Source organism: Klebsiella sp. OBRC7 (assembly GCF_000293135.1).
GTDB classification, from domain to species: Bacteria; Pseudomonadota; Gammaproteobacteria; order Enterobacterales; family Enterobacteriaceae; genus Klebsiella; species Klebsiella michiganensis.
The window spans coordinates 1-25,643 of the sequence record NZ_ALNJ01000140.1 but is presented as its reverse complement, the minus strand read 5'-3'; the positions used below and the strand labels follow the sequence as shown (position 1 = coordinate 25,643).

At 53.0% G+C, this 25,643-nt stretch carries 21 protein-coding genes and 2 pseudogenes; 8 read left to right on the top strand and 15 right to left on the bottom strand.

Annotation, left to right across the window (positions count from 1 at the left end; translation table 11 throughout):
- Positions 1–192 precede the first annotated feature (192 nt).
- Both HMPREF1144_RS26250 and HMPREF1144_RS26245 read left to right on the top strand, forming a co-directional pair.
- Positions 193–1,821, top strand: coding sequence for a sensor histidine kinase (locus HMPREF1144_RS26250; RefSeq protein ID WP_042928570.1), 1,629 nt, complete (start codon positions 193–195; stop codon positions 1,819–1,821).
- Complete coding sequence (locus HMPREF1144_RS26245) at positions 1,814–2,512, top strand: response regulator (RefSeq protein WP_004098499.1); 699 nt, start codon at positions 1,814–1,816, stop codon at positions 2,510–2,512. Before HMPREF1144_RS26250 ends, HMPREF1144_RS26245 begins: the two co-directional genes overlap by 8 nt.
- Before the next feature lie 44 nt (positions 2,513–2,556).
- On the opposite strand, the gene HMPREF1144_RS26240 is transcribed toward HMPREF1144_RS26245, so the two are convergent.
- Complete coding sequence (locus tag HMPREF1144_RS26240; RefSeq protein ID WP_009654573.1) at positions 2,557–3,186, bottom strand: hypothetical protein; 630 nt, start codon at positions 3,184–3,186, stop codon at positions 2,557–2,559.
- 92 nt (positions 3,187–3,278) lie between these two features.
- On the opposite strand from HMPREF1144_RS26240, the gene HMPREF1144_RS26235 reads away from it, so the two are divergent.
- Positions 3,279–4,223, top strand: a complete 945-nt coding sequence (locus tag HMPREF1144_RS26235) for a LysR family transcriptional regulator (protein ID WP_009654572.1) — start codon at positions 3,279–3,281, stop codon at positions 4,221–4,223.
- Positions 4,224–4,289: 66 nt separating this feature from the next.
- Here HMPREF1144_RS26235 and HMPREF1144_RS26230 read toward each other — a convergent pair whose 3' ends face one another.
- From HMPREF1144_RS26230 to HMPREF1144_RS26215, 4 genes are all read right to left on the bottom strand, one after another.
- A complete protein-coding gene (locus HMPREF1144_RS26230; protein WP_009654612.1) occupies positions 4,290–6,581 on the bottom strand; it encodes a hydratase in 2,292 nt (763 codons plus the stop codon).
- A gap of 75 nt (positions 6,582–6,656) precedes the next feature.
- On the bottom strand, positions 6,657–7,916 hold the full coding sequence (locus HMPREF1144_RS26225; protein ID WP_042928566.1) for an SLC13 family permease: 1,260 nt from the start codon (positions 7,914–7,916) through the stop codon (positions 6,657–6,659).
- A gap of 107 nt (positions 7,917–8,023) precedes the next feature.
- Positions 8,024–9,457, bottom strand: coding sequence for an anion permease (locus HMPREF1144_RS26220; protein WP_004098491.1), 1,434 nt, complete (start codon positions 9,455–9,457; stop codon positions 8,024–8,026).
- Positions 9,458–9,565: 108 nt separating this feature from the next.
- Positions 9,566–10,621 carry a 4-oxalomesaconate tautomerase gene (locus HMPREF1144_RS26215; RefSeq protein WP_009654578.1) on the bottom strand — a complete coding sequence of 352 codons (1,056 nt, stop codon included), beginning with the start codon at positions 10,619–10,621 and terminating at the stop codon, positions 9,566–9,568.
- Positions 10,622–10,901: 280 nt separating this feature from the next.
- Here HMPREF1144_RS26215 and HMPREF1144_RS26210 point away from each other — a divergent pair, with 280 nt between their 5' ends.
- On the top strand, positions 10,902–11,840 hold the full coding sequence (locus HMPREF1144_RS26210) for a LysR family transcriptional regulator (protein ID WP_004098489.1): 939 nt from the start codon (positions 10,902–10,904) through the stop codon (positions 11,838–11,840).
- Positions 11,841–11,868: 28 nt separating this feature from the next.
- On the opposite strand, the gene rihC is transcribed toward HMPREF1144_RS26210, so the two are convergent.
- The 6 genes from rihC to ribF all read right to left on the bottom strand — a co-directional run bounded on the left by rihC (position 11,869) and on the right by ribF (position 18,601).
- Entirely contained in the window at positions 11,869–12,783 is a 915-nt protein-coding gene (rihC, locus tag HMPREF1144_RS26205; RefSeq protein WP_004098488.1) for a ribonucleoside hydrolase RihC, read from the bottom strand.
- Between the two features lie 65 nt (positions 12,784–12,848).
- Entirely contained in the window at positions 12,849–13,799 is a 951-nt protein-coding gene (ispH, locus tag HMPREF1144_RS26200) for a 4-hydroxy-3-methylbut-2-enyl diphosphate reductase (RefSeq protein WP_004098487.1), read from the bottom strand.
- 1 nt (position 13,800) lies between these two features.
- Positions 13,801–14,250: an FKBP-type peptidyl-prolyl cis-trans isomerase gene (gene fkpB / locus HMPREF1144_RS26195; RefSeq protein ID WP_004098486.1), complete on the bottom strand. Its 450-nt coding sequence runs from the start codon at positions 14,248–14,250 to the stop codon at positions 13,801–13,803.
- Positions 14,251–14,301: 51 nt separating this feature from the next.
- Positions 14,302–14,802, bottom strand: coding sequence for a signal peptidase II (lspA, locus tag HMPREF1144_RS26190; RefSeq protein WP_004098485.1), 501 nt, complete (start codon positions 14,800–14,802; stop codon positions 14,302–14,304).
- A complete protein-coding gene (gene ileS / locus HMPREF1144_RS26185; protein WP_004098484.1) occupies positions 14,802–17,618 on the bottom strand; it encodes an isoleucine--tRNA ligase in 2,817 nt (938 codons plus the stop codon). Before ileS ends, lspA begins: the two co-directional genes overlap by 1 nt.
- A 44-nt stretch (positions 17,619–17,662) precedes the next feature.
- Positions 17,663–18,601, bottom strand: coding sequence for a bifunctional riboflavin kinase/FAD synthetase (gene ribF / locus HMPREF1144_RS26180; RefSeq protein ID WP_004098483.1), 939 nt, complete (start codon positions 18,599–18,601; stop codon positions 17,663–17,665).
- 330 nt (positions 18,602–18,931) lie between these two features.
- Between ribF and rpsT the strand changes: the two genes are divergently transcribed.
- Entirely contained in the window at positions 18,932–19,195 is a 264-nt protein-coding gene (rpsT, locus tag HMPREF1144_RS26175; RefSeq protein ID WP_003018940.1) for a 30S ribosomal protein S20, read from the top strand.
- Positions 19,196–19,362: 167 nt separating this feature from the next.
- On the opposite strand, the gene nhaR is transcribed toward rpsT, so the two are convergent.
- From nhaR to HMPREF1144_RS26155, 4 genes and pseudogenes are all read right to left on the bottom strand, one after another.
- On the bottom strand, positions 19,363–20,262 hold the full coding sequence (nhaR, locus tag HMPREF1144_RS26170; protein WP_004098479.1) for a transcriptional activator NhaR: 900 nt from the start codon (positions 20,260–20,262) through the stop codon (positions 19,363–19,365).
- Positions 20,263–20,314: 52 nt separating this feature from the next.
- Positions 20,315–21,490 carry a Na+/H+ antiporter NhaA gene (gene nhaA, locus HMPREF1144_RS26165; RefSeq protein WP_009654547.1) on the bottom strand — a complete coding sequence of 392 codons (1,176 nt, stop codon included), beginning with the start codon at positions 21,488–21,490 and terminating at the stop codon, positions 20,315–20,317.
- Between the two features lie 164 nt (positions 21,491–21,654).
- Positions 21,655–22,021 (bottom strand): annotated as a pseudogene (locus HMPREF1144_RS32780) (aryl-sulfate sulfotransferase); the annotation flags it as partial.
- Between the two features lie 139 nt (positions 22,022–22,160).
- Positions 22,161–24,227: a glycosyl hydrolase family 18 protein gene (locus HMPREF1144_RS26155; RefSeq protein WP_004098475.1), complete on the bottom strand. Its 2,067-nt coding sequence runs from the start codon at positions 24,225–24,227 to the stop codon at positions 22,161–22,163.
- Between the two features lie 381 nt (positions 24,228–24,608).
- Here HMPREF1144_RS26155 and HMPREF1144_RS26150 point away from each other — a divergent pair, with 381 nt between their 5' ends.
- From HMPREF1144_RS26150 to HMPREF1144_RS26140, 3 genes and pseudogenes are all read left to right on the top strand, one after another.
- A complete protein-coding gene (locus HMPREF1144_RS26150) occupies positions 24,609–25,025 on the top strand; it encodes a winged helix-turn-helix domain-containing protein (protein ID WP_009654606.1) in 417 nt (138 codons plus the stop codon).
- Between the two features lie 36 nt (positions 25,026–25,061).
- Positions 25,062–25,358, top strand: a pseudogene (locus HMPREF1144_RS26145) (glycosyl hydrolase 108 family protein); the annotation flags it as partial.
- 68 nt (positions 25,359–25,426) lie between these two features.
- Positions 25,427–25,643 (top strand): IS5/IS1182 family transposase (locus HMPREF1144_RS26140; protein WP_009654563.1); only part of this gene is annotated, 217 nt, incomplete at its 3' end.

Genomic DNA, 25,643 nt, shown 5'->3' with positions numbered 1-25,643 from the left:
CTACCCGCCCGGACGGGCGTCGCGCGCCGCCTCCGGGAAATACTCCTGGCTACGGCGCAAAAGCCCGATCGGGTGGTACGTAAAACGTCGTATTCCTACTGGATGAGTTCTGAAATCAGTAAATCTGTGGGCCGATTCAGCGCCGTCGGCCCCTAAAAAAGAGAAAATGACCTTTTGATGTCAATTCGCCCAATGTTTGCCCGAAAAATCACGCACTGGTTTGCCCGACGTTCGTTTCAGAACCGCATCTTCCTGTTGATCCTGTTTACCTCGACAATCGTGATGCTGGCCATGTCGTGGTATCTCACCAGCATTACGGAGGAACGCCTGCATTACCAGGTGGGACAGCGCGCGCTGATTCAGGCCATGCAGATCTCCGCCATGCCCGAACTGGTTGACGCGGTAGAAAAGCACGATTTACCGCGCATTAAAGAACTTATCGACCCGATGCGATCGTTTTCCGACGCCACCTATATCACCGTCGGTGACGCGAAAGGCCGGCGCCTGTATCACGTGAATCCAGAGGAAATCGGTAAATCGATGGAAGGCGGAGACAGCGACGAGGCGCTGTATAACGCCAAAAGCTACGTGTCGGTGCGTAAAGGATCGCTCGGTTCGTCATTACGCGGCAAGTCGCCGATCCAGGACAGCACCGGGAAGGTAATCGGAATTGTATCGGTGGGCTACACCATCGAACAGTTAGAAAACTGGCTGAGTCTGCAAATCGGATCGCTGATGATCCCGATGGCGATCATGCTGCTTCTGCTGCTCTACTGCGCCCGGCGCTTCTCGCTGCATATCAAAAAACAGATGCTGAATATGGAACCACAGCAGCTCTCACAGCTGCTTATCCAGCAGAGCGTCCTGTTTGAATCGGTCTTTGAGGGGCTGATAGCCATTGACTCCCACTACCGAATTACCGCCATCAATCAAACCGCAAGGAGGCTATTAAACCTGAGCCAGCCGGAAACTATCCTGATTGGCAAAAGCATCAGCAGCGTGATCTCTCAGGAAGCATTCTTCTATGACGCGCCGCAGACAAACAAAAAAGACGAGATCGTTACTTTTAATCAGATTAAAGTGATCGCCAGCCGTATGGCCGTCACGCTTAATAACGAGCCCCAGGGCTGGGTCATTAGCTTTCGCAGTAAAGACGATATCAACACTCTGAGCCTGCAGCTCAGCCAGGTCCAGCAGTACGCGGATAACCTGCGCGCCGTACAGCACGAGCATCGCAATCTGATCTCCACCATTGCCGGGCTGCTGTTTTTAAAACGCTACGATAACGCGCTGGATCTTATTCAGCAGCAGTCTGAGAGCCACCAGAAAGTGCTCGATTTTATTGCCCGCAATTTTAAAGTGAACCACCTTGCCGGGCTGCTGATCGGCAAATATTACCGCGCCAAAGAGCTCGGATTAGAGCTGATCTTCGATCCCGCCTGTCACGTTGAAACTCTCCCCTCTTCGCTGTCGCATAACGAATGGATCTCGATCGTCGGCAATTTGCTGGATAACGCCTACAACGCCGCCCTACGTCAGCCGGCAGGTTCAAAGCAGATTGAATGCCTGATCAACAGCGAGGGCGGCGAAGCGATCGTCGAGATCGCCGACCAGGGCTGCGGGATTGAGGAATCGCTGCGCGATCGTATTTTTGAGCGCGGCGTGACCAGCAGCGGCAGCGGCGATCACGGCATCGGACTCTGGCTGGTTCGCAGCTACGTTGAGCAGGCGGGCGGCAATATCGTCGTCGATGACAACATCCCTTTTGGCACTATTTTTACCCTTTATATCCCCCTGACCCGAGATGAACACCATGGATAGCATCACCACTCTCATCGTTGAAGACGAACCTATGCTGGCGGAAATTCTGGTGGATACCATCAAGCAATTTCCCCAGTTCGAAGTCATTGGCATTGCGGATAAACTGGAAAGCGCAAAAAAGATGCTTCGCCTCTATCAGCCCCAGCTCACCCTGCTGGATAACTTCTTACCCGATGGCAAAGGACTCGATTTGATCCGCCACGCCGTCAATACTCATTATAAAGGGCGCATCATTTTCATCACCGCCGACAACCATATGGATACCATCAGCGAAGCCCTGCGGATGGGCGTTTTTGATTACCTGATTAAACCCGTTCACTATCAGCGCCTTCAGCATACGCTTGAGCGTTTTGCCCGCTATCGCAGCTCTCTTCGCTCAAGCGAGCAGGCAAGCCAGACCCATGTTGACGCCCTGTTCAATATCCAGGCAAAAGAGCACGCGGAAGCCGCAGGCTCTCCGCTGCGGGGTATTGATGAGAGCACTTTTAATCGGGTATTACAGCTCTTTGCCGACCCGGAAACGGTCCATACCGCAGACACCCTGGCCCGTATTCTCGGCAGTAGTAAAACCACCGCCCGCCGCTACCTTGAGCAGGGCGTTAAAAACGATTTCCTTGAGGCTGAAATCAGCTATGGCAAAGTCGGCAGACCCGAGCGGATTTATCACGGTAAACATCCTGCGCATATTTAAGCACCAGGAGATGCCCTGTTGAGTGTGCATCTCCTTTCACTCGCTTATTCCACCGCGTAGCTGACAATAATTTGCCCTTTTTTCATCTTCACCTGGGAAATGACGACTTTACCCAGTTCGGACAGGCTGGCCACGTGCGTCCCGCCGCAGGGATAGCTCTGCATATCGCCAAACCCGACCTTGCGCAGGCCATCGGCAAAAGTAAGCTGACGCGGTAAATTGTCTGCCTGCCAGGCCTCAACTTTTTCCAGCAGCGCGCTGGCCTCGGGCAGCCCACCATGCGCGCCTGGGGCAAAAATAATACGGCTTTCTCCCGGCCAGTGATGTCCTTTTATCGGCTGCCACCCCGACAGCTCCCCGGCCTGGGCAAGCACGTGCCCGGCGGAGTGCAGGCGCGCGTGCAGCCGCCGGCTCTCTGGATCGATGCGAATCGTGACCTCGCCGGCCGGCAGCGGCTGTGAAACGATATGCGCCACGCTATCGCCGCGGCTAACCACGCCCTCGACGGCGAGGCCGGCAATCCAGCCGCGATCCGCCGGCTGCCCGCCGCCCTGCGGGTGAAACAGCGTGCGATCCAGCTCAATGGCACAGCGGCCATCGGCTTCTCTCAGGCAGTTGACGACTTGCGCAAGGCATTCAGCGGCATCGCTGGTGTAATAAAGGCGTTCAGTCATGGCTGTCCTCCTCTTTGTCAGGACAGTATATTGATATTGCTGGTGGCGATAATCCCGCCTGACATCAACGCAATTTTGCTCCGGAAGCACAAATGAATCTGAGCCTACTGCCCGACCTCGCCCTGTTCGTACAGATTGTGGAACAGGGCAGCTTCTCCGCCGTCGCACGCCAGGCCGGCGCAACGCCTTCGGCGATCAGCCGCAGCGTCTCGCGCCTGGAGCAGGAGATGGGCTGCAAGCTGCTGCACCGCACCACGCGCAAGCTGCGCCTCAGCGATGCCGGGAAAATGGTGTATGAACATGCGCTGGAGATGCTGGAGTCGGCGCGTCTGGCCATGGACTCCGCCAGCAGTACCCAGGCGGTGGCGCAGGGCAAGCTCACGCTCAGCGTGCCGAAAGCCGTGGGACGGTTTGCCATTCACCCGTTGATGCTGGAATTTTTTAACCACTACCCGAAGATCGACGTCTGCCTGCGGCTTGAGGATCGGGTTCTCGATTTTATTGATGACGGCATCGATCTGGCGCTGCGTATCACCCACACCCCTTCCCCGGGGCTACACGGTAAACCGTTAATGACCATCAGCCACGTCATCTGCGCGACGCCCGGCTATCTGGAGCACTATGGAACGCCGCAAACGCCGCAGGATCTGCGCGAACATAGCTGTATCAGCCTTGGCGAGACGCCCGCCGATTCGCGCTGGAAGTTCCGCCGCGGGGGGAAAACGGAAACGATCCAGACCCACGGCCGCTACGCCGCCAACCATACCGCCGTGCGCCTCGATGCCGTGAAGCAGAATCTGGGCATCGGCAGCCTGCCGCTGTTTACCGCCCGTGAGGCGCTGGCGCGCGGCGAGATTGTGCAGATTTTACCGGAGTGGGAGTTTATCAGCCGCTATTCCGGCCAGCTCTGGCTATTGTGGTCGGGCAATAAGCATATGCCCGCCAGAATGCGGGCGATGATTGATTATCTTAGCGAGAAGATGAAGCCGGCTTCAGGCAGCCCAGCTTTAGCGCAGCGATCGAAAACCACGGAATAAGCGGCTATGAATAAAAACGGGGATGCGATATCACCCCCGTTGATTCAACTTGATGACCAGTATCGTTTACTGATGGTGGGTTGTTAAGCGTAATTTATTATAATTAATCAGGCTTCCCGCCTTAATTATCTCCCGCTCTGCTGAGGTGAGCCCCTCCATGTAAAGAGAGATCTCTTTAATGGGGCGATCGTGGCCGATCACGAACGCGGTAATCTGACGCAGATCGGTTTCCAGGGCTGACCTGATCCCCGGGATATAGATGAAGTCGCCGACCTCAAACTCCGGCAGCGCCTTCATCTGCAATGGCAACATCCCCCAGTTAATCACGTTCGTACGATAGCGCTTCGTGGCATACTGCTGGGCAATATTTGCCAGGCCACCAAGGACTCTCTGGCAGCTGGCGGCTTGCTCTCGTGCAGAACCATCGCCGGGTTTGACCGCATAAACCATGCTGCCAATCTCCGTCTGCTCAAGCGTGACATTTTCCTGCCCCGGCAGTTGGCGGATCCGGGAAAAAACCTCCTCTAGCTGCGGATCCATGCGACAAGGATCGTCCCCCTCGATCCGTAATTTTTCCAGCGCCGCAATCTTCTTACTACGGCCGACATAGCCCGGATCGCGTCGCGAAAGGGTAAACTCAGCCAGCCCTAACGGATTGGAGCGAAATGATGAGGTTTCGCCTGATGGAATCAGTTCATCGGTGGTGGTCACCGGATCCATGATTTTTGAGGTCACGTTTAGCAAAATATTGTCCGTTAGCTCACTCATCTCCGGCCAGTCTTTAATATTCGGACCATAAATCAGCGACTGTTGCGTCGCCCCCTTAATAAAGCCTTGATAAACACGATTTTTATAAGGCGAAACATCAAATTCATACTGCGGAATATTTTCCCAGCAATCGAGTTCGCAAGCCGATGTCAGCACGCCCCCATTGGCAGCCGTCGCCGCTATGGAGCGGGCATCCATCAGCGCAACGGCCGACATTTGCCCATTCCCGGGTTTTGATCCTTCTCGGTTTGGAAAATTACGCGTCGTGTGGCGAATACTTAACCCGTTGTGCATGGGCGTATCGCCTGCGCCGAAGCAGGGGCCGCAAAATGCGGTGCGCATAATCGCGCCGGCGCTCAACAGCGCGCTGGTCATGCCTTTTTTAGTCAGGTCCATCAATACCGGTTGGGAGGAGGGATATATCGACAGAGAGAAAGCGTTGTCACCACAGGAGTGGTTTTTTAAGGCATGTGCCGCTTCGACCACGTTAACATAATTTCCACCAGCGCAGCCGGCGATGATCCCCTGCTGAATCCGCAGCTTTCCATGTTCGACTTTATCCAGCAGGGAGAGCCTGGCGCGTCCCTGGGAAATGTTATCCGCCGCAATCTCAACTTCGTGCAAAATATCCTGCAAATTCTCATTAAGCGTATCAATTTCATATACGTTGGCAGGGTGAAAAGGCAAGGCGATCATCGGCTTGATGGTGCTTAAATTCACTTCTATGCAGCCATCATAGTAGGCCATCTCTTTTGCTGAGAGCGGACGATAGTCTTGTTCCCTGCCGTGAATACGCAGGTAGTTTTTTGTCTCTTCATCCGTTTGCCAGATGGACGATAAACAGGTGGTCTCCGTGGTCATCACATCTACGCTATTCCTGAAGTCGGTAGACATTGTCGCCACCCCAGGCCCCACAAACTCCATAACTTTATTTTTCACATAACCGCGCTCGAACACCGCGCCAATTATCGCCAGGGCAATATCCTGAGGACCAACGCCGGGCGAGGGTTTCCCTGTCAAATACACGGCGACAATCTCAGGATAATCAATATCCCAGGTCTCTCCGAGCAGTTGCTTAACCAACTCGCCGCCCCCCTCGCCAACCGCCATGGTCCCTAAAGCGCCATAGCGCGTATGGCTGTCTGAGCCCAGGATCATTTTCCCACCGCCGGCCATCATCTCGCGCATATATTGATGAATAACTGAGATATGGGGCGGGACATAAATGCCGCCATATTTTTGCGCTGATGACAAGCCAAATATGTGATCGTCGCTGTTGATAGTGCCGCCGACAGCGCAAAGCGAATTATGGCAATTTGTCAGAACATAGGGTAATGGAAAACGTTCCATTCCCGAGGCCTTAGCAGTCTGGATGATGCCCACAAAAGTAATATCGTGGGAGGCCATTGAATCAAATTTAATTTTTAACTTATGATCATCCCCAGATGTATTATGGGCGGAGAGAATCGACCATGAGATCGTTCTCTTGCGCGCCTCCTTCTTCTCCTCTACCGCGGTTGAACGATTATCAGCACAAATAATACCGTGCTGATGCGAGATATAGACTCCATGGTCATATAACTTAATCATGACATATATCCTTAGATGTAGAAAAAATCACGCCTGCGCGATTAGCCCTTCGTTTTAAAAGATCGCTGGCCGCGATTAATAAAATGGAAAGAAAATGGGTAACAAGATAAAGCTAACAATTACCGATATCAAAATAAGCGGCAAACCAACTTTTACATAATCGACAAACTTATATCCACCGGCGGAAAAAATCATCATATTGGCAGGAGTTCCCACTGGCGTTGCATAAGCGCATGAACAGCCGATAACAATCGCCATTAATACCGCCCGGGGATCGGCGCCCATCGAATTGGCAATAGACAGGCCAATCGGCATTAATAAAGCCGCCGTTGCCGTATTCGACATAAAATTGGTTAAAATACAGGAGATGATTAATACGGCGCTTAAAAGTAAGAAAGGCGAGGCCTGGTGCCCGAGCAAATCTATTATTGAGCGCGCCATGATCGCGCCAGCGCCGGTGGTTTCCAGCGCCTTGGCTAATGCCAGAGTGCCGCCGAACAGGAAAATCGTCTGCGAGTCGATGGCCTGGTAGGCCTGTTTTTCCGTAATAACTCGGGTCACAATCAACGACAATGCGCCAATTGAACCAACGATCGCAATCGGCAAACCCAGCTGTTTTTCAAAAATCATGCCCAGTACGGTCAGGATTAATACCGATAGCGCAATCACCTGCTTATATTTCGGGCACGCTGGCGCTTTAATATTATTAACACTTTGAGGCTGTGCCACATTCGTTTTTGGCAATATGCGATAGCCGATCGTCACAAAATAGAGTATGCCGCAGGCCAGCATCGGAATGCCTAACTTAGCATATTCAAAAAAACCAAAACGTTGACCAACCTGCTCCAGCGCCGACTGCGCAATCAGATTCCCGGGTGAGCCGATCAGCGATAAATTTCCCCCCAGCGCCGAGGCAAAAGCCAGCGGCATAAGCAAGCGCGACCGGGCATATCCTGATTTCATCGCTGCGCCAATCACCACAGGAATGAGGACCGCCGCCGTGCCGGTATTGGATAGCAGACCGGAAAGCGTTCCGCAGACCAGCATAATGACGACTATCAGCTGCTTTTCTGTCCTGGCGTAGCGCGTAACCAGACTACCAATTTTATCCGTCACCCCGGTTTCGAATAAGGCGCCGCCAACCACAAACATAGCCACAAACAAAATCACATTTTGATTAATAAAACCGGCAAAAGCCGTTTTGACATCAAAGACCCCGGTTACCACCAGAGTAATACAAACAATCATAGCCGTTACCGCTAAGGGTATTTTTTCCCAAACAAACATGACAATAGAAAAAACCAAAAGCGACAACGTAATCGTAACTGGAGACATAAATATATCGCACCTCACCTTGCTAAAAGGCTATGTTTTCTTAATAAGAGGACTTACCCCCGGGCATCAGAGAATGCCCGGGCAAACCTTCATTCCTTAAAGGTTATTTAAATTACCCCCCAGGCGATTAACATCTCCCACCACCATACCCCGAGTGTGATTTGCAGAATAAAAGTCAGCAATGCTAATATCCCACCAATAATCCACCATGATTTGATATCATTATAACCAACGCCAAAAATAACTGGCCCTGCCGCACCGCCGTAGTGGGTTACCATGCCCCCATAAGAGTTGCTGAATAATAGCGCGAGCGCGGTGAGCATTATCGGTGCGCCAGAAACATTCGCCAGCATGGCAAAGACCGGTACCATGGCGACAATATAAGCACTCCCTGACGCGAAGAAATAACGAACCAATATGCTCAGTGCGACAATCACAATAAAAGCGACATTGCCGTGACCATCAAAGGAAATATTATTTTTAAGCGCCTCTGCTAGCCATACGAAAAATCCAACCTTCGACAGCAATGAGCTTAAACCAATAATTCCACCGTACCAGATGAGCGTATTCCATCCTCCTTTATTCTTAATCACGTCATCCCAGGTCACGATTTTCAATACCAGCATCAGCGCCATTACGCAGATCGCAACGGTAGACTCATTGACCCCCAGGGCGCTGCTGAATACCCAACCGCCGAGCGCAAGAACAAAAAGGCAAGACAGCATCTTCTCCCGCACCGTCATGGGCCCCAAAGCGTCTATGCCTGTCTGAGCGATCTTTTTATTATCAACCCGCTTTAATTCTGGCGGATACAGCTTGTAGGTAATCAGCGGCGTCAGCAGCAACATAATGATGCCGGGTAGTCCTGCGGCCAGCGCCCATCCTCCCCAGCTCAATTTTATGTGGCAAATATCTTCGATCATTTTCAGCGCAAGGATATTCCCGGCCATGGCGGTGAAGAACATGTAGCTGGTCGTTTTAGTGACCATATAGATGTTCAGCATGAGGTAATGACCCACGCGCTTCGCGCTCCGCTCCGGCTCTGACCCTAAGGCGACGGCGACGCTATTGATTATGGGTAAGACGATGCCGCCGGCGCGGGCCGTATTCGACGGCGTGGCGGGCGCCAGAATCAGGTCAAGAAAAGCGGTAACATAGCCAAGTCCCAACGTCGTGCTGCCAATCTTGCCGATAAGAATATAAGCAATTCTTTTACCCAATCCGGTAATCACAAATGCCGCGCTCAGGGTAAATGCAGAAAAAACTAACCAGGTGGTACCTGATGAATATCCGCTTAATACGCTGGCGGCTTTTATCGAACCGTCACCCAAATTTCCCACAATCACCATTGATGCCGCAACGGCGATCAGCAATACCACGGGTTCAGAAAACGGTTTAATCACTAAACCTACAATCGCTGCCAGATAGATACCGGATAATACCCAGGCAAGTGTTGATAATCCTTCTGGCGCCGGGCATAAACTGATGAGCAACGGTATTGCTATAATAACAAGCAGCTTCCATAATTTATTATTTTGCATTTCCATTCCTTACCTGCACTCAATATTTGAGGATGCTTGTTGAACGTATTCACATGCCTCCCCTCTCCTCTTCTACGGTGGATTGATAGATAATCGGAGGGTGGGTATTTATTCGGGGATGTAAACCGTTCCTGAAAGGATTTTCCGCGCGGTGCGTATAACCGATGCCCGAATATCTTCCGGGCGCTCAGCAGTATGACTTAAATCGACGTCGATCCCCCCGCTGGGGTGTTCGACTGTAATAACGCCATCGCCCGATAGCTTCGTCAGTTCATTCGCAATGGTGCCTGGAATAACGCATGCGCTTGCCAGACCGATAGCGCCGGTAATCGCCAGCGATTTATGACAGTTATGCGGCATAAAATAACGTACATTTATCGTTCCGCCGCTTAGCGCCGGTGAAATCAGAACCGGTTTAGGGATAACCATAGTGCTCACATCCCCAAACCCCATCGCCTTCCCGGCCTGACGGCGAATAGATTCCAGCGATTTGAGTAAGGCTGTATCCCGATCTAATTCGCTGGCAGATTCATATCCTGTTTTTCCGAGACTCTGGGCCGGGATCACCACCATAGGCATCGCCATATCAATACAGGTCACTCGCACATTATCAAAGACCTCCATACGATTGCCCGTTGGGAAAAGCTGGCCGGATTTTGCGCCCGCGGCATTCAAAAAAGTCAGCGCAACCGGCGCGGCATGGCCTGGAACGCCATCGATTTGCGTATCGCCTTCATAAATAACCTTTCCATCTGGTGTTTGAACGTCAGCGTCAACAAAGGTATTGGTGTTCACATTTCTTATACGCACTCGCGTAACCGGCGACACCGCCTTAACCAACCCATGTTCAATGGCAAAGCCGCCAACCGCGCACAGCATATTGCCGCAGTTTGGCGTCGTATCCACCCGCCGTTCATTGACGATGACCTGAACAAACAGATAATCGATATCCGCTTTGTCGCTAAGGGATTGACTAATAATGGCCACTTTACTGGTTTGTGGGCTCCCTCCGCCAATACCGTCAATCTCCAGCTCGTGACCGGATCCCATTATGGTTAACAAGAACTCATCACGTTTCTGAATATCCTTAGGCAAATCATCTGCTAATAGAAAGGCACCTTTTGATGTCCCTCCACGCATTAATACACAGGGAATGCTCTTCATAGCATGTTCCTTATCCGCCAGAAATAAATAGAAGAATTGAATAAAACGCCGCGTGAATTTAATTGGTTTTATGTTCTTTAAGGTTTTTATTTACTTAATTAACGGCCAGATAAATCACGTCAGGTATTTTACCAATGCATTCTACTTGCAAGAATTTCGCTGGTTGATAAAATTTTGCCATAAGAGTTATTCCTGCTAAGTATTAATAAAAAAGCATGCCTGCTTAATAATGACTTGTCGTCTACTTAGAACAACGCTTATTAAACCCTACGGAGCAATAATGAAAAATGAACTATCCGGTATGAAAGCCTTTGTCACGGTGGCAGAGCTTGGCTCATTTAGCAAAGCCGCCGAGCAGCTCAGCCTCTCGCAGCCGGCTCTCACCAAAAAGATAAAAAAAATAGAGAGTCATCTGAATATTGCGCTGTTCGAACGAACCACGCGAAAACTTGCGCTTACCCAGGCCGGAAAAATACTGCTCCCCAAGGCCAAAGCGTTGATTTCCAGTCTTGATGCGGCAATATTTAACCTCAACGATTCAACTTCTCAATTACATGATACCGTTACGCTATCTTGCATTCCGACTGCCGTATTTTACTTTTTACCGCGCGCTATCGTGCAATTTAATAAAAACTACCCCAACATCAAAGTACGAATTTATGAACAAGGTATAGAAACGTGCATGAACTCGGTACGAAAAGGCGAAGTTGATTTTGGAATAAACATGAACTTCATCACATATCCAGACATCGATTTTATCCCCCTGGTGAATGAACCTTTTGTTCTGGCCTGTCGGCAAGACCATCCTCTGGCGTGTCGAAAATTAGTCGAATGGCGGGAACTGGTGAGCCAGACCTTAATCGGCGTCAGGAAATCAAGCGGCAACCGACAGTTAATAGAGAAATGCCTGGCGGATAAGCCCTGGCGACTGGATTGGTTTTATGAAGTCAGGCATTTGTCGACCTCGCTCGGCCTTGTCGAAGCCGGATTGGGCGTCTCGGCGCTTCCCTGTCTGGCAATGCCCCATAGCGGCAATAGCACCGTCGTGAGCGTTCCGCTCGTGGAGCCGGTTATCCGGCGGACGCTTGGTATGATCCGCGTAAAGAACAGACCTCTCTCCGCGGCGGCAGAACGATTAGCTTCGCTCTTACTGCTTATGTGGACGGATGAAGCGGGCGCGCTATGGCGCAACGTCGTTGATTCCACTCACAATACCTGAGCGCCACGCCGGCCGCTTCATCCCCCGGTTAAGGCGCCAGGGCAATCACCTCGGCCGCCCAGCGCTGAAATCCTTCGACATCCAGCCCCAGCGCCACCTGCGCATTTGCCGGTTGGCCAAGTTTACCTTCGATATCCACCACCGTGGTGCCTGAAGTCCATGTACCCTGGGTTTCTACCGCCACGAAGCACGGTGCAAGGGTAAAAAGCTGCGGGCGGACCAGCCAGGCAATCGCGCACAGGTCGTGCATACGCAGACCGCTGCTCATGCTGCCGCTACGGTAGTGGCTAAACAGCGCGTGCAGCATTTTCCCGGTCTGATTCAACGTCGGCAGAGTGGCGAGATAATCCGGCGCCAGCATCGCCTGATTAGTGACGTCCAGCCCGCACATGACGATATCCAGCCCGCTGTTGAACACTTTAGCCGCCGCTTCCGGGTCGATGGCGATGTTAAATTCCGCGTTCGGCGTAAAATTGCCGCGCCCGGCGGAGCCGCCCATGATCACCAGGCGACGGATATTAAAGCGACATTCCGGGTACTGGGTCAGCAGTAGCGCAATATTGGTTAGCGGGCCGATCGCCACCAGGGTCATCGGCTCCGGGGCGTGCATCAGCGCGTCGCGGATCGCCTGAAACGCCGGTTTCGCCAGCGGCTGGCGATGATGTTCAACGAAATCGTAGCCTTCCATCCCGGACTCGCCGTGCACCGAGGCGGCGTCGCGCAGAGGGCGAACCAGCGGCATCGACGCGCCCTGGGCCAGGGGAACATCGGCGTTCCAGAAATGCAGAAGCTGAAGGGCGTTGCGGGTCGTTTTCTCCACCGACACGTTGCCCGCCACCGTGGTCATCAGCTGCAGATCAAGCTCGGGGGCGAATAGCGCGGCGGCAATCGCCGCGGCATCATCAATGCCGGGATCGGTATCCAGAATGATAGGTAAGCGCATCGTTTCTCCATAAAAAATGCCAGACGTTAAGTCTGGCATCTTCTCATACTGCGGCGGAAAAGAACTTACTCTACTTCACGGACATCTACGCGCAGCTCTTTCGGCACTTCGAAAACGATGTTCTCTTCGCGGCCTTCCAGCGGCACCGCTTCGCCGCCGCCCAGCTCCTGCAAACGCGAAATCACGTTCTGTACCAGAATATCCGGCGCCGATGCGCCCGCGGTCACGCCGACGCAACCCACTTCTTTCACCCAGGCTTCCTGGATATCGGTCGCGTCGTCGATCAGATAGGCCGCTTTTCCCATCCGCTGGGCCAGCTCGGCCAGGCGGTTAGAGTTCGAAGAGTTCTTCGACCCCACCACCAGCACCACATCGGCCTGCCCGGCCAGCGCGCGGACGGCTTCCTGACGGTTAGTCGTGGCGTAGCAGATATCATCTTTACGCGGCCCGACGATTTTTGGGAAACGCTCGCGCAGAGCGTCAATCACGTCGGAGGTATCGTCGACGGAAAGCGTCGTCTGGGTCATAAACGACAGCTTAGCGTCGTTTTTCACATCCAGCGTCCAGACATCGTCCGGCGATTCCACCAGGTACATCCCCCCCTGCGGGTTGCTGTACTGCCCCATGGTGCCTTCGACTTCCGGGTGACCGGCGTGGCCAATCAAAATGGATTCTTCGCCGCGGCGGCTGGCGCGGGCGACTTCCATATGCACTTTGGTGACCAGCGGACAGGTGGCGTCAAACACCGTCAGATCGCGGCTTTTCGCCTCGTTGCGAACGGCCTGAGAGACGCCGTGGGCGGAGAAAATCAGGATGGCGCCGTCCGGCACTTCGCTAATCTGCTCGATAAAAATCGCGCCGCGTTGACGCAGGCTGTCGACAACATAGCGGTTGTGCACGACTTCATGACGCACGTAGATCGGCGCGCCGTATAGCGTCAGCGCGTTTTCAACAATGCTGATAGCGCGGTCAACGCCTGCGCAGAAGCCGCGCGGGTTAGCCAACAGAATCTGCATCTTACCCCTCCAGCGCCGGATCGATCTCCAGCACTTCAACATCAAAATGAACGGTACGCCCGGCCAGCGGATGATTGAAATCAACGGTGATCGAATCGCCGTTCACTTCGCGGATCACGCCGGGCATTTCGCTGCCATCCATTGCGGTAAAGAGCATAATCGCGCCGACTTCCGGCTCGCCCGCGTCGATAAATTCCCGGCGCGAGAAGTATTGGATCAGGTCCGGGCTCGGTACGCCAAACGCGGCGTCAGGCTCCAGCGAAAAGGTGGTTTTATCGCCTTCTTTCAGCCCCAGCAGATGCTGTTCAAGACCTTCAGAAAGCGAGGTATCGCCCAGGCGAAAGAGCGCGGGTTTACCGTTATTGCGGGTTGACTCTGCGGTGGAGCCATCGTCGAGCTTTAAGGTGAAGTGCACCAGCACCGCACTATTGCTCTGTACTGATTTAGACATGCAGGTTGCTCACTTGTTTTGCCCGGCGGCAGCGCCGCCGGGCGAGTTTTGTTACGCCTGTTTCTTCGCAGCCGCGTTCGGTAAGAAGCCTTCCAGCACAATCAGCGCCGCGCCGATACAGATAGCGGTATCGGCGAGGTTGAAGGTGGCGAAGTGCCAGTTCCCGACGTAGAAATCGATCATATCGACGACAAAACCATGCCACAGCCTGTCGAATAAATTCCCCAGCGCGCCGCCAATAATCAGGGCGTAGGCAATATTATTCAGCTTTTGTGTCGCCTTAGAACGATACATCAGCACCGCAAGGATCACGCAGATACCGATAGCGATACCAGCGAAGAACCAGCGCTGCCAGCCGCCGCTGTCGGCGAGGAAGCTAAAAGCCGCGCCATAGTTGCGCGCATAGTGCAGATTAAGCGATGGGAACAGCGATACCGTATCCCCCAGAGCGAAGTTCTGGAGGATCAGGAATTTACTGCCTAAATCGATAATCAGCACGGCTACGACGACCCACAGCCAGCGTAGCCCCGTTGAACAAATCGGTTTACTCATCAGGCAAACTTACGTTTTTCGCCGTCACCGGCGATGTTGCTGACACAGCGTCCGCAGATATCCGCGTGTTCCGCCACCTTGCCGATATCCGTGGTGTAATGCCAGCAGCGCGGGCACTTGTCACCTTCGGCTTTGCTCAGCACGACTTTCAGACCTTTGAGCAGTTCACTCTGCCAGGCGTCGGCCGGAGCCTGCGCATAATCGGCAACGTTCGCCCCTGAGGTCAACAGGACAAATCGCAATTCATCGCCCAGCGCGTTCAGCTTCGCCGCGAGATCGGCATCGGCGTACAGCGTTACTGCCGCTTCCAGAGAGCCGCCCACCTGCTTGTCCGTACGAGCCTGTTCGATAACCTTGTTGACTTCGCCACGCACCTTCAGCAGCGCGTCCCAGAAGCCGTCGTTCATCGCTTCGTCAGCGTCCAGGCCAAACAGGCCGGTATACCATTCGCCGGTAAAGACGTATTTCTCGCGGTCGCCCGGCAGGTAACCCCAGATTTCGTCAGCGGTGAAGGACATGATCGGCGCCATCCAGCGCACCAGCGCCTCGGCAATGTGGTACAGCGCGGTCTGGCAGCTACGACGCGCGATGCTGTCAGCCTTGGTGGTGTACTGGCGATCTTTAATGATATCGAGCCAGAACGAGCCCATTTCGATAGAGCAGAAGCGCATCAGGCGCTGCACCACTTCGTGGAAGTCATAGGATTCGTAGGCTTTGACGATATCGTCCTGCGCCGCTTGCGCGCAGCCTACTGCCCAGCGGTCCAGCACGACCATCTCTTCCGGTTTCACCATATCTTTTGCCGGATCGAAACCGTTGAGGTTCGCCAGCAGGAAGCGCGCGGTGTTACGGATACGACGATAGCTGTCAGCGGCGCGTTTGAGGATCTCGTCAGAGACCGCCATTTCGCCGGTGTAGTCGGTGGAAGCCACCCACAGGCGCAGAATATCCGCGCCCAGCTTGTTCATCACGTCCTGCGGAGAAACGGTGTTGCCGATAGACTTGGACATCTTGCGGCCCTGGCCATCAACGGTAAAGCCGTGGGTCAGTACCTGGCGGTAAGGCGCTTTGCCCTTCATCGCGGTAGAGATCATCAGGGATGACATAAACCAGCCGCGGTGCTGGTCGGAGCCTTCCAGATACATATCGGCGGCGTGACCGGCGAACTCCGGACGCACGTCAACGACGGAAGAGTGGGTCGAGCCGGAGTCAAACCAGACGTCCAGCGTATCCGGCACCTTCTCGTAGCTATCCGCGTCGGCGCCGAGGATGTCGCGGGAATCGAGATCCCACCACGCCTGGATGCCGTCGACTTCTACGCGTTTCGCCACTTCTTCCATCAGTTCCAGCGTGCGCGGATGCAGCTCTTGCGTCTCTTTATGCACGAACAGCGACATCGGTACGCCCCAGGTGCGCTGACGGGAGATACACCAGTCAGGACGGTTGGCGACCATCGATTCGATACGCGCCTGGCCCCAGTCCGGGATCCACTGCACGCCTTTGATTTCGGAAAGCGACTGTTTGCGCAGACCTTTTTGATCCATGCTCACGAACCACTGCGGCGTGGCGCGGAAGATGATCGGCGTTTTGTGACGCCAGCAGCACGGGTAGCTGTGCTGCATTTTTTCAACGTGCAGCAGCGCGTCTTTTTCTGACAGCAGCGCAACGACAACATCGTTGGCTTTAAAGACGTTTACGCCGTCCAGCGTTGGATAGGTTCCCGGCAGATAGGCGCCGTCCGGGCCAACCGGGTTCGCCACTTCCAGGCCATATTTTTGACCGATGACATAGTCATCCGGACCGTGGCCTGGCGCGGTATGCACCGCACCGGTACCCGCGTCCAGCGTGACGTGATCGCCCAGGATCGCCGGGACGTCAAAATCGAGGAACGGATGCTTAAAGCGCATCAGCTCCAGCTCGGCGCCCTTCACCACCGCAAGGATGGTGTAATCAGCAATGCCGGCGCGCTTCATCACGCTGTCGACCAGGTCTTTTGCCAGGATCAGCGCCTGACCGTCAACCTGCACCAGCGCATAGTCAAACTCCGGGGACAGCGAGATGGCGCGGTTCGCCGGCAGGGTCCACGGGGTGGTGGTCCAGATAACCAGAGAAACCGGGCCGTTCACGTCGGCCACGCCAAATTTCGCCAGCACCGCCGCTTTATCGGCCGCGTGGAACGCCACGTCGATGGACGGAGAGGTTTTGTCGTAATACTCGACTTCCGCTTCCGCCAGCGCGGAGCGGCAGTCTACGCACCAGTGCACCGGCTTAGCGCCTTTGTGCAGATGGCCGTTGCCGATGATTTTACCCAGCGCGCGGATGATGTTGGCTTCGGTTTTGAAGTCCATGGTCAGGTACGGGTGCGACCAGTCGCCCAGCACGCCCAGACGGATAAAGTCTTTACGCTGTCCGTCAACCTGGGTGGCGGCGTATTCGCGGCACTTAGCGCGGAACTCGGCGGCGGTGAATTTCTCACCCGGCTTGCCGTACTCCTGCTCCACTTTCAGCTCGATCGGCAGACCGTGACAGTCCCAGCCCGGTACGTACGGAGAGTCATAGCCCGCCAGCCCTTTGGACTTAACGATAATGTCTTTCAGAATCTTGTTAACTGAGTGACCAATATGAATGCTGCCATTCGCATAAGGAGGGCCATCATGCAGAATGAAGGTTTTTTTGCCTTTTTTGGCTGCACGAATGACGCCGTACAGGTCATCATCGGTCCAACGCGCCAGCATTCCCGGTTCACGCTTGGCGAGGTCGCCGCGCATCGGGAACCCTGTTTCCGGCAAATTCAGGGTCGATTTATAGTCACTCATCAGATTCTCGGTTCCGTATTTCGGTTTGATAAACACCGTCAGGGTTATGCCTGGCCGGTTAGCCCAAAGAAGTCGCGGGCCGTTAACTCATCACGTGCGATTTGCGTTTTCAGCTCATCAAGCGACGCAAATCGCTGCTCGTTACGTATTTTTTTACGCAGTATTACATCTATATGGCGACCGTAGAGGTCCATTACAACATCCAGGAGATGAACTTCCAGCTGCTGACGCACGCCGGAGACCGTTGGACGAGTACCAATGTTGGCGACGCCCATAAAAGGTTTGTCGCCAAGCCCTGTCACTTCTACCGCATAGACCCCTTTTACCGGGGAAACCTGACGGCGCAGCGGTAAATTCGCCGTCGGGAAGCCTATTGTGCGCCCGAGCTCATCGCCGTGCACGACGCGACCGGAGATGGTAAACGGATGCCCCAGCAGCGTCTCCGCGAGGGGCAGATCGTCGTCCGCCAGCGCCTGACGTACCGCCGTGCTGCTGATGCGCACGCCGCCTTCACAGAAGGTTTGGGTGCTGGTGACGTCAAAGCCGAACTCCACGCCGGCTTTTTGCAGTAACAAGAAATCCCCCTGGCGACCGGCGCCAAAGCGGAAATCATCGCCAACGGCGAGGAACTGGACGCCCAGCTGGCGCACCAGCAGTTCGCTGATAAAGTCCTGGGCGGTCAATGCCGCAAAGCGCCGATCGAAGCGCACGCACAGTACGTAATCGACGCCGCTTTCGGCCAGATAATTCAGCTTCTCACGCAGGCGCGTTAAACGCGCTGGCGCTTTATCGGCGGCAAAAAGCTCAAGCGGCTGTGGTTCAAAAATCATCACCACCACCGGTAAGCCACGCTGGCGACCTTCTGCGCGCAAACGCTGCAATAATGCCTGGTGCCCGCGATGCACGCCGTCAAAATTTCCAATGGTCAGCACGCACCCGTGCGGGGCCTGACTGAGATTATGTATGCCGCGTATCAGCTTCATGTCTGGCTCAAAACAGTGAAAATCGTCCGAGTATACCTTGTACAACTGGCGACGTTAACCAGCGATTGCACCTCTTCACCGAAAGATCCCGGGAATTCATTCACTCAGCGCGAGATTGCGGGAAAATCTCTCCGGGGTCGTCGATTTTTATGGTCGAAAGGCTGTATTCGCCTGCAACAAGCTGGTAGAATCTTGCGCCATCACTACGTAATAAAGCGTTGTTGGTTTAAACGACGCTTATTTGCACAAATCCATTGACAAAAGAAGGCTAAACGGGCATTCTCCTCGGCCTTTGAATTGTCCATATAGAACACATTTGGGAGTTGGACCTTGGCTAATATCAAATCAGCTAAGAAGCGCGCCGTTCAGTCTGAAAAGGCCCGCAAGCACAACGCTAGCCGTCGCTCTATGATGCGTACTTTCATCAAGAAAGTATACGCAGCTATTGAAGCTGGCGACAAAGCTACTGCACTGAAAGCATTTAACGAAATGCAACCAATCGTGGACCGTCAGGCTGCTAAAGGTCTGATCCACAAAAACAAAGCTGCGCGTCATAAAGCAAACCTGACCGCTCAGATCAACAAACTGGCTTAATCGCCTGCTTGTTGTCGCTTTGTAAAAAAACCCGCGAAAGCGGGTTTTTTTATGCCTGTCGTTTATCACGTAAAGCGCCACGACTCGCGTTCTGGTTATCGCAGCCAGCTCATGCTTCCGCATGAACTGGTGCGGCCTTTTCCCGCGCGGCAAGAAAGCGTTCTGGCCTATGCCTGAGGTGGCGTAAAGAGCGCCGAATAGTCGCGATGACAAATACGCTGCACCGCCGGATGCTGGATCATTCGTTCGGCAAAGATGGCGTGATACTCCTCCATGACGTTGTCCATGCGTCCGATCTCGACTATCGACTTATCGCTATAGAAATCATGCGCATAGAGCGTCGGTGCGACAAAAATCGCATTGTGCGCCGCGCCAAAGGCCTTCATCAACGCCGCATCATCAAACTCGCCCAGAATTTCCACCTGCAAACCCTGCGAGTTAAACCAGTTCAGCAGCTTGCGCCCTAGCATAGAACGACGGCCGGGGATCAGCAGCCGGCGTTCTTCCAGGCAGCCCGGGAATGGTTTTTCCGGCGGCGGATTCATGCACCAGAAGCTCACGCTGCACTCGCCGATTTTTACCGAAAATAGCCCTTCCTGCTGGGTGGAATCGATGGGACAGTCGGAGATGATCATATCGAGCTTATGCTGGCTTAGCTGCTCAAGCAGCATTTCATGGGTCGACTCGAAACAGCGTAAATGGATCTGTTCGTTATCGACGACGGCGGCATCCAGTACGCCGCTAACCAACCGTTTCGACAGCGCGTCCGCGACGCCAACATCAAACAGCAGATTCGACTCTTTACGATAGTTAACGATATCGAGCATTTCCTGGCTTAGCGTAAACATGCGATCCGCATAGCGGAATACCAGTTCACCTAATTCGCTAGGCTCCAGCCCTCTTCCTTTGCGCTTGAACAATTTCCCCTGGAGGCGTTCTTCCAGGGCCTTAATTTGCCCGGTAATGGTCTGCGGCGTCAGGAACAGCGCTTCTGCGGCACCGACAACGGAGCCTTCTTTGTAGACGTGCCAGAAGTAGTACAGGTGATTGTAGTTGATGTGCGACATGCTTCTCTCCCTGATAATGTCAGGAGAGCCGTAGCCGGCTCCCCGTGAGATGTTAAGCCGCGTAGCCCGAATCCGTTACGCGCTTACGCAATATGATGTATCCCGTGACGGCCGATAATATCGATCCAATCAGGATGCCAAGCTTGGCCCAGTTGATCAATCCGGGGTCGACGCTGCCGAAGGCCAGGGTGGCAATAAAGATCGACATTGTGAAGCCAATCCCACACAGGATGCCCACCGCCATAATTTGCCTACAGGTGGTCCCTTCGGGTAGCGAAGCCCATTTCAGCTTCAGCGCCAGCCAGCAGAAGACGCTAATACCCAACGGCTTGCCGATAAACAGCCCGGCAATAATACCCAACGGCAGCAGTGAGGTCAGCCCTTCTAACGTGACGCCTTGCAAAGAAACGCCCGCGTTAGCGAAGGCGAATAGCGGCAGGATCAGGAATGCCACCCACGGATGCAGCACGTGCTCAAGCTGCTTCGCCGGCGATTTGCCGTTCTGCTCTTTTAGCGGGATCATAAAACCGACAATGACCCCGGCAAGCGTTGCGTGAACCCCCGACTTAAGAACCGCGGTCCAGAGTATGGCGCCCACCAGAATATAGATCCCGGTACGCCGTACGCCGCACAGATTTAACCCCGCCAGCACAACAATGGCTCCGGCAGCGACAACCAGTGATATGACGGAAAGATCGTGAGTATAGAACAGCGCAATAATAATAATGGCGCCCAGATCGTCGATAATGGCCAGCGCCATCAGGAAAATCTTCAGCGCAGCGGGCACCCGATTTCCCAGCAGAGCCAGTACGCCCAGCGCGAAGGCAATATCGGTGGCGGCCGGAATTGCCCACCCTTCTCTGGCAATCGAATCCTGGCCGTTAAACGCCAGGTAGACCAGCGCCGGAACCACCATTCCGCCCAACGCCGCGACCACCGGAAACACCGCCTGGCGACGGCTGGCCAATGCCCCCTGATTCATTTCGCGCTTTACTTCCAGACCGATAAGCAGGAAAAATACCGCCATCAGCGCGTCGTTAATCCACAACAGCATGTTCTTGTTGATCTCAAGCGCGCCGACCTTCAGCTGAACCGGCGTCTCAAGAAAAGCGTGATACCAACCGCTGGTCAGGCCGACGTTAGCCATCAGCATAGCCAGCGCCGCGGCGATGATAAGAATGATGCCCCCGGAGGCATCACTAGTAAAAAAACGATGCAGATGTTTCACTTTTTATAATCTCTTTCTGGGGAATACTTCGTAATTACTATCCTACTCCGCCAAATTCATCGTTAAAATTAGATTATACATGATAAATAGATCGGTTTTTGCGAAACAAAAAGCCTAAAACATATCTGGCTTACCTTCTGTCATCGCGTCCTGGAAGGACTTAATTATGGGTAGAGTTCCATTTTGTACACCCGAAAACTGGTGATGTCATAGCGATAGCCTTCGCCATTATTTATCTCATTTTTGTAATAACCGGAGCTCATCGTCACTTCAAAAAGCACGGTCTTCGTTTTAGGTTCAATCTCCTGCAAGAGCAGGTTTCCCATAGCCTCAAGGCCCTCTTGCGGATCGACAAGGTCACTCCCCCGGCTGACAGGCGATCGCACGTCTATTTTTATCGAAGGCACAATCACCGAGGTGTACGACGATATTACCGTTTTGTTGAATCTCTTTTGCACTGACGCAGCTGCTGTAGCCACGGGCGCCCAGCTCCTTACCGTATTCGAAGAGGTGCATAACGGTCATCGTATTGATGATTAACGATAAATATGTTGACCTGCTAATCGTTCAGACAGCTGAACTTAAACGCGTTTATAGAAAAATAAGCGCAGGCTATGGGGACTGGAATAAATGAAGACCCCGGAAAATCCGGGGTCTGCTGATATTAACGTTAAAGAGATGAGTATGCGCCGAGGTCGGTCCAGGTCTTACCCGCGCCGCAGTTCAGATCCGGCTGATTGCCCTGAGACCACCAGTTCACCTGGTAGTTGTGGCCTTTCCAGCTCACGATCTCGAAAGTGCCCCAGTTTGCGCCATAGACGGTATTCGCATCCCACAGCGGGTACGGCGTCGTGGAGTCATCAGGTTCCGGGGTTGGCTCAGGAGTCGGTTCCGGGGTCGGCTCAGGAGTCGGTTCCGGATCAACGCTGCTTGCCGCAGGTACGACCGTCAGTACAAAGCGCTGCTGAGTGGACGGCTCATTGTGAACGTCACGGACAAACAGGGTGAACTGGAAGTCGGTGGCTACTGTCACTACAGGCGTTACAAACTCAATCACTTGTGCCGTTTTATCAGCGACGTCAATCGCTGCCGGTACGCCCCAGCTGAAGCTCAGTGCATCATGGTCTTCATCCGTGGAGCCTGAGCCTGACAGCTGCACGCGGGAGCCGCCAACAACGAGCAGTTCAATCGCCGCTTTTGGCGCATGGTTGACCTTATCGCTATCGTCATCATTATCAGCCGGATCGACGTTGATACCTTCAAAGTAGAACGGCTCCATATTGATGACTTCTTTACTCATCTGGTAACCCAGACCTTCACGCGCCGCATTTATCAGCACGCCGTTATCCTGGTCGATGGTCCAGGTAAACAGGCCGCCCAGCCCCCGTTTCGCTGCATATTCCCCTTTAGCTTTCACGGTACGCGGCGTATCCAGCGACATGAACAGTTTTGACTGCGGGTTATAGAGATAATCAGCATTAGCGACTTTATCGGTATAGACGTTGAAGCCGTTGCGTCCTTTCTGATTTTCCAGATCCAGATAGTTATAAATGGTGTCGTACCATTCGGTGCAACCGGATTCAAACGAGCCGGTAGTGGTACCTTCACCTGGGTTGTAGGTGCCTTTCAGCGGAGAGAAGCTCTCAATCTCGACGTTACGGCCGTTGCGGGTATAGCCAGCGTAGCCTACGTTGATGCGGTCAGCCGGGAAGCCTTCGCCGATCAGATAATCAACAACCGTTTCAATGCTCCACCCACCTGCGGTCAGCGGAGAGAGGTTGGTGTGATGAGTCAGCGTCTCCGCCCATGGGGTGCCGAAGAAGTCATAGGTCATCACATTGATGCCATATAGACCGGCCTCCAGCAGCGCTTTGACGTTGGAATAACCCAGCGTCTGAACGACGGCGGAGCTGGCGATAGAAATTTTAACGTCGCTGCGGCCCGCTGCATCCAGCTGTTTTTTTAGCTCTTTGATAAGCAGCGCATAGTTATCGCCATCTTCCGGACCGAACGGGTTGTTATTGCCCGCATTGTTCGGGTATTCCCAGTCAATATCCACTTCGCTGAACATCGGAAACTGTTTGAACAGTTTTACCACCCCAGCAGCAAACGTTTTACGCGCCGCATCGGTTTTCGCCATTTCATGGAAGGCGTTACTCATGGACCAGCCGCCAATGCTCATAGACAGCGCCAGCGTATGCCCCAGTTGTTTTGCTTTCGCCTGCAGATCGCGCAGACCGCCTAAAATACCGTGAGTAGTTTGTTCGGTGACGGTCATTGGGTCGACATCCCAGCCGCTGGTCGACTGGTTGCAGTTCACATAAGACTGGAAATCGCCCCATGGATCGAGGAAAGTCGGCTCATGAGTGGTTTTACCGGTCTGCGCCGCCGCGGTTTCGATGGTGTATTGCTTCTCACCTTTATCACCAACAATACCAATAAAGCCAAAAATAATTTTGTCGTAAGCCAGCGGATCAACGCTAGCGAGGTCGTAACCCCGACCGCGGTTATTTGGGGTGTCCTGTCCCTGGAGGCGACCGTCATATTGTGACCAGTCTGTATAGTAACCAAACACTTTCGGTTTAGCGGCTTCGGCTTTATAGACGTTATATACCGGTTGCGCCACGCGGGCAGACGTATAGCTATACTTACTGTCTTCAGTAGCAGGATAAAAACCATCTGCTGCATTACTGGTTTCAGTCAGAGTATCACCCTTAATTAATTTGCTGGTAGCCATGATATATTCCTTTTCAATATAAATAAATTAGCAGTTTGTTCTGCGAAAGAGATAATCCTTTTTTATCGACGGCATAGCTAATCACTAAACCTCACATGAGAAATTGATCTTTAAATTATGTCCATCTGGTAACAATCACTCACATCAAAATAAACATATAGCGCATTAAGTTAAAAAAACATGAATATCTTAAACATACTACCCTGGCTTAAAGAATATTAAAAAATCAGTTAAACAGGATTTAAAAATGCTTAGAAGCTGTGATGCAACCAATAAACTTGCAAGGAAAAAGATGAATATTAAAAATGAAATATGGAATAAGAAAAAACTGATTACTAATATTCGAGACGCTATCTCACACACGGATAAAAGGACATGATTGTGAAAACATACATCATCAATGACGATTGCATTTTCAATGAGCGGAAATATGAATTAAGAAATGTCTCTAACTCATTAGTCATCCGAATGACCGCAATGCGTGCCAGATGTTTAAGCTTCATTATTGAACATGCGCAGGAAGAGGTAATTGGCAGGCAGGAACTGACTACAGCGCTGTGGGGAAGCCGGGGAAATTATGTTAATGATGCCAACCTGACGCAGCTCCTCTATCTCATTCGCAAAGATCTCAAAACTTTCGGTATCAATGATCTGTTGATTACTATTCCCCGCAAGGGCATCCAGGTTAACGATCAAATCTCCATTGCAGCGGCAGATTCAGAGACCAGCACAAAACCAGAGTTGTCTATCATGCTCTTTTGCAAAAAAATCCAGGCCCTCTTCTTCTCTCGTGGATAAAAATGCCTCTTTTTCTGAATTATTAAGGAGATACAGATGAACCCAATTCTTGACGGCATCCTCACCCTTGAAGGTGACTACGTTAATCATCCGAAAGACCTAGGCGGGGAAACCCACTGGGGAATCACTGAAGCGGCCGCCCGCGCAAACGATTACGTAGGCGATATGAAAGAACTAACGCGCGCTGAGGCGTATACCATTCTTGAAAAGATGTACTGGATTAAGCCCGGGTTTGAGAAAATTTCCCGAATCTCATGGGCCGTGTCGTTTGAATTATGCGATGCCGCAGTTAATATCGGCCCGCATTATCCCTGCACCTGGTTACAGCGCTGGGGAAGGTGCGAACAAGTTCCTGATATGAGATCATCATATTCATCCGGAGCGCATCCCAGAGGGACATCATGAGCCATCAACTCACCTTCGCCGATAGTGAATTCAGCACTAAGCGCCGTCAGACCCGAAAAGAGATTTTCCTCTCCCGCATGGAGCAGATTCTGCCATGGCAGAATATGACCGCTGTCATCGAGCCGTTTTATCCCAAGGCGGGCAATGGCCGACGGCCCTATCCGCTGGAGACCATGCTGCGTATTCACTGCATGCAGCATTGGTACAACCTGA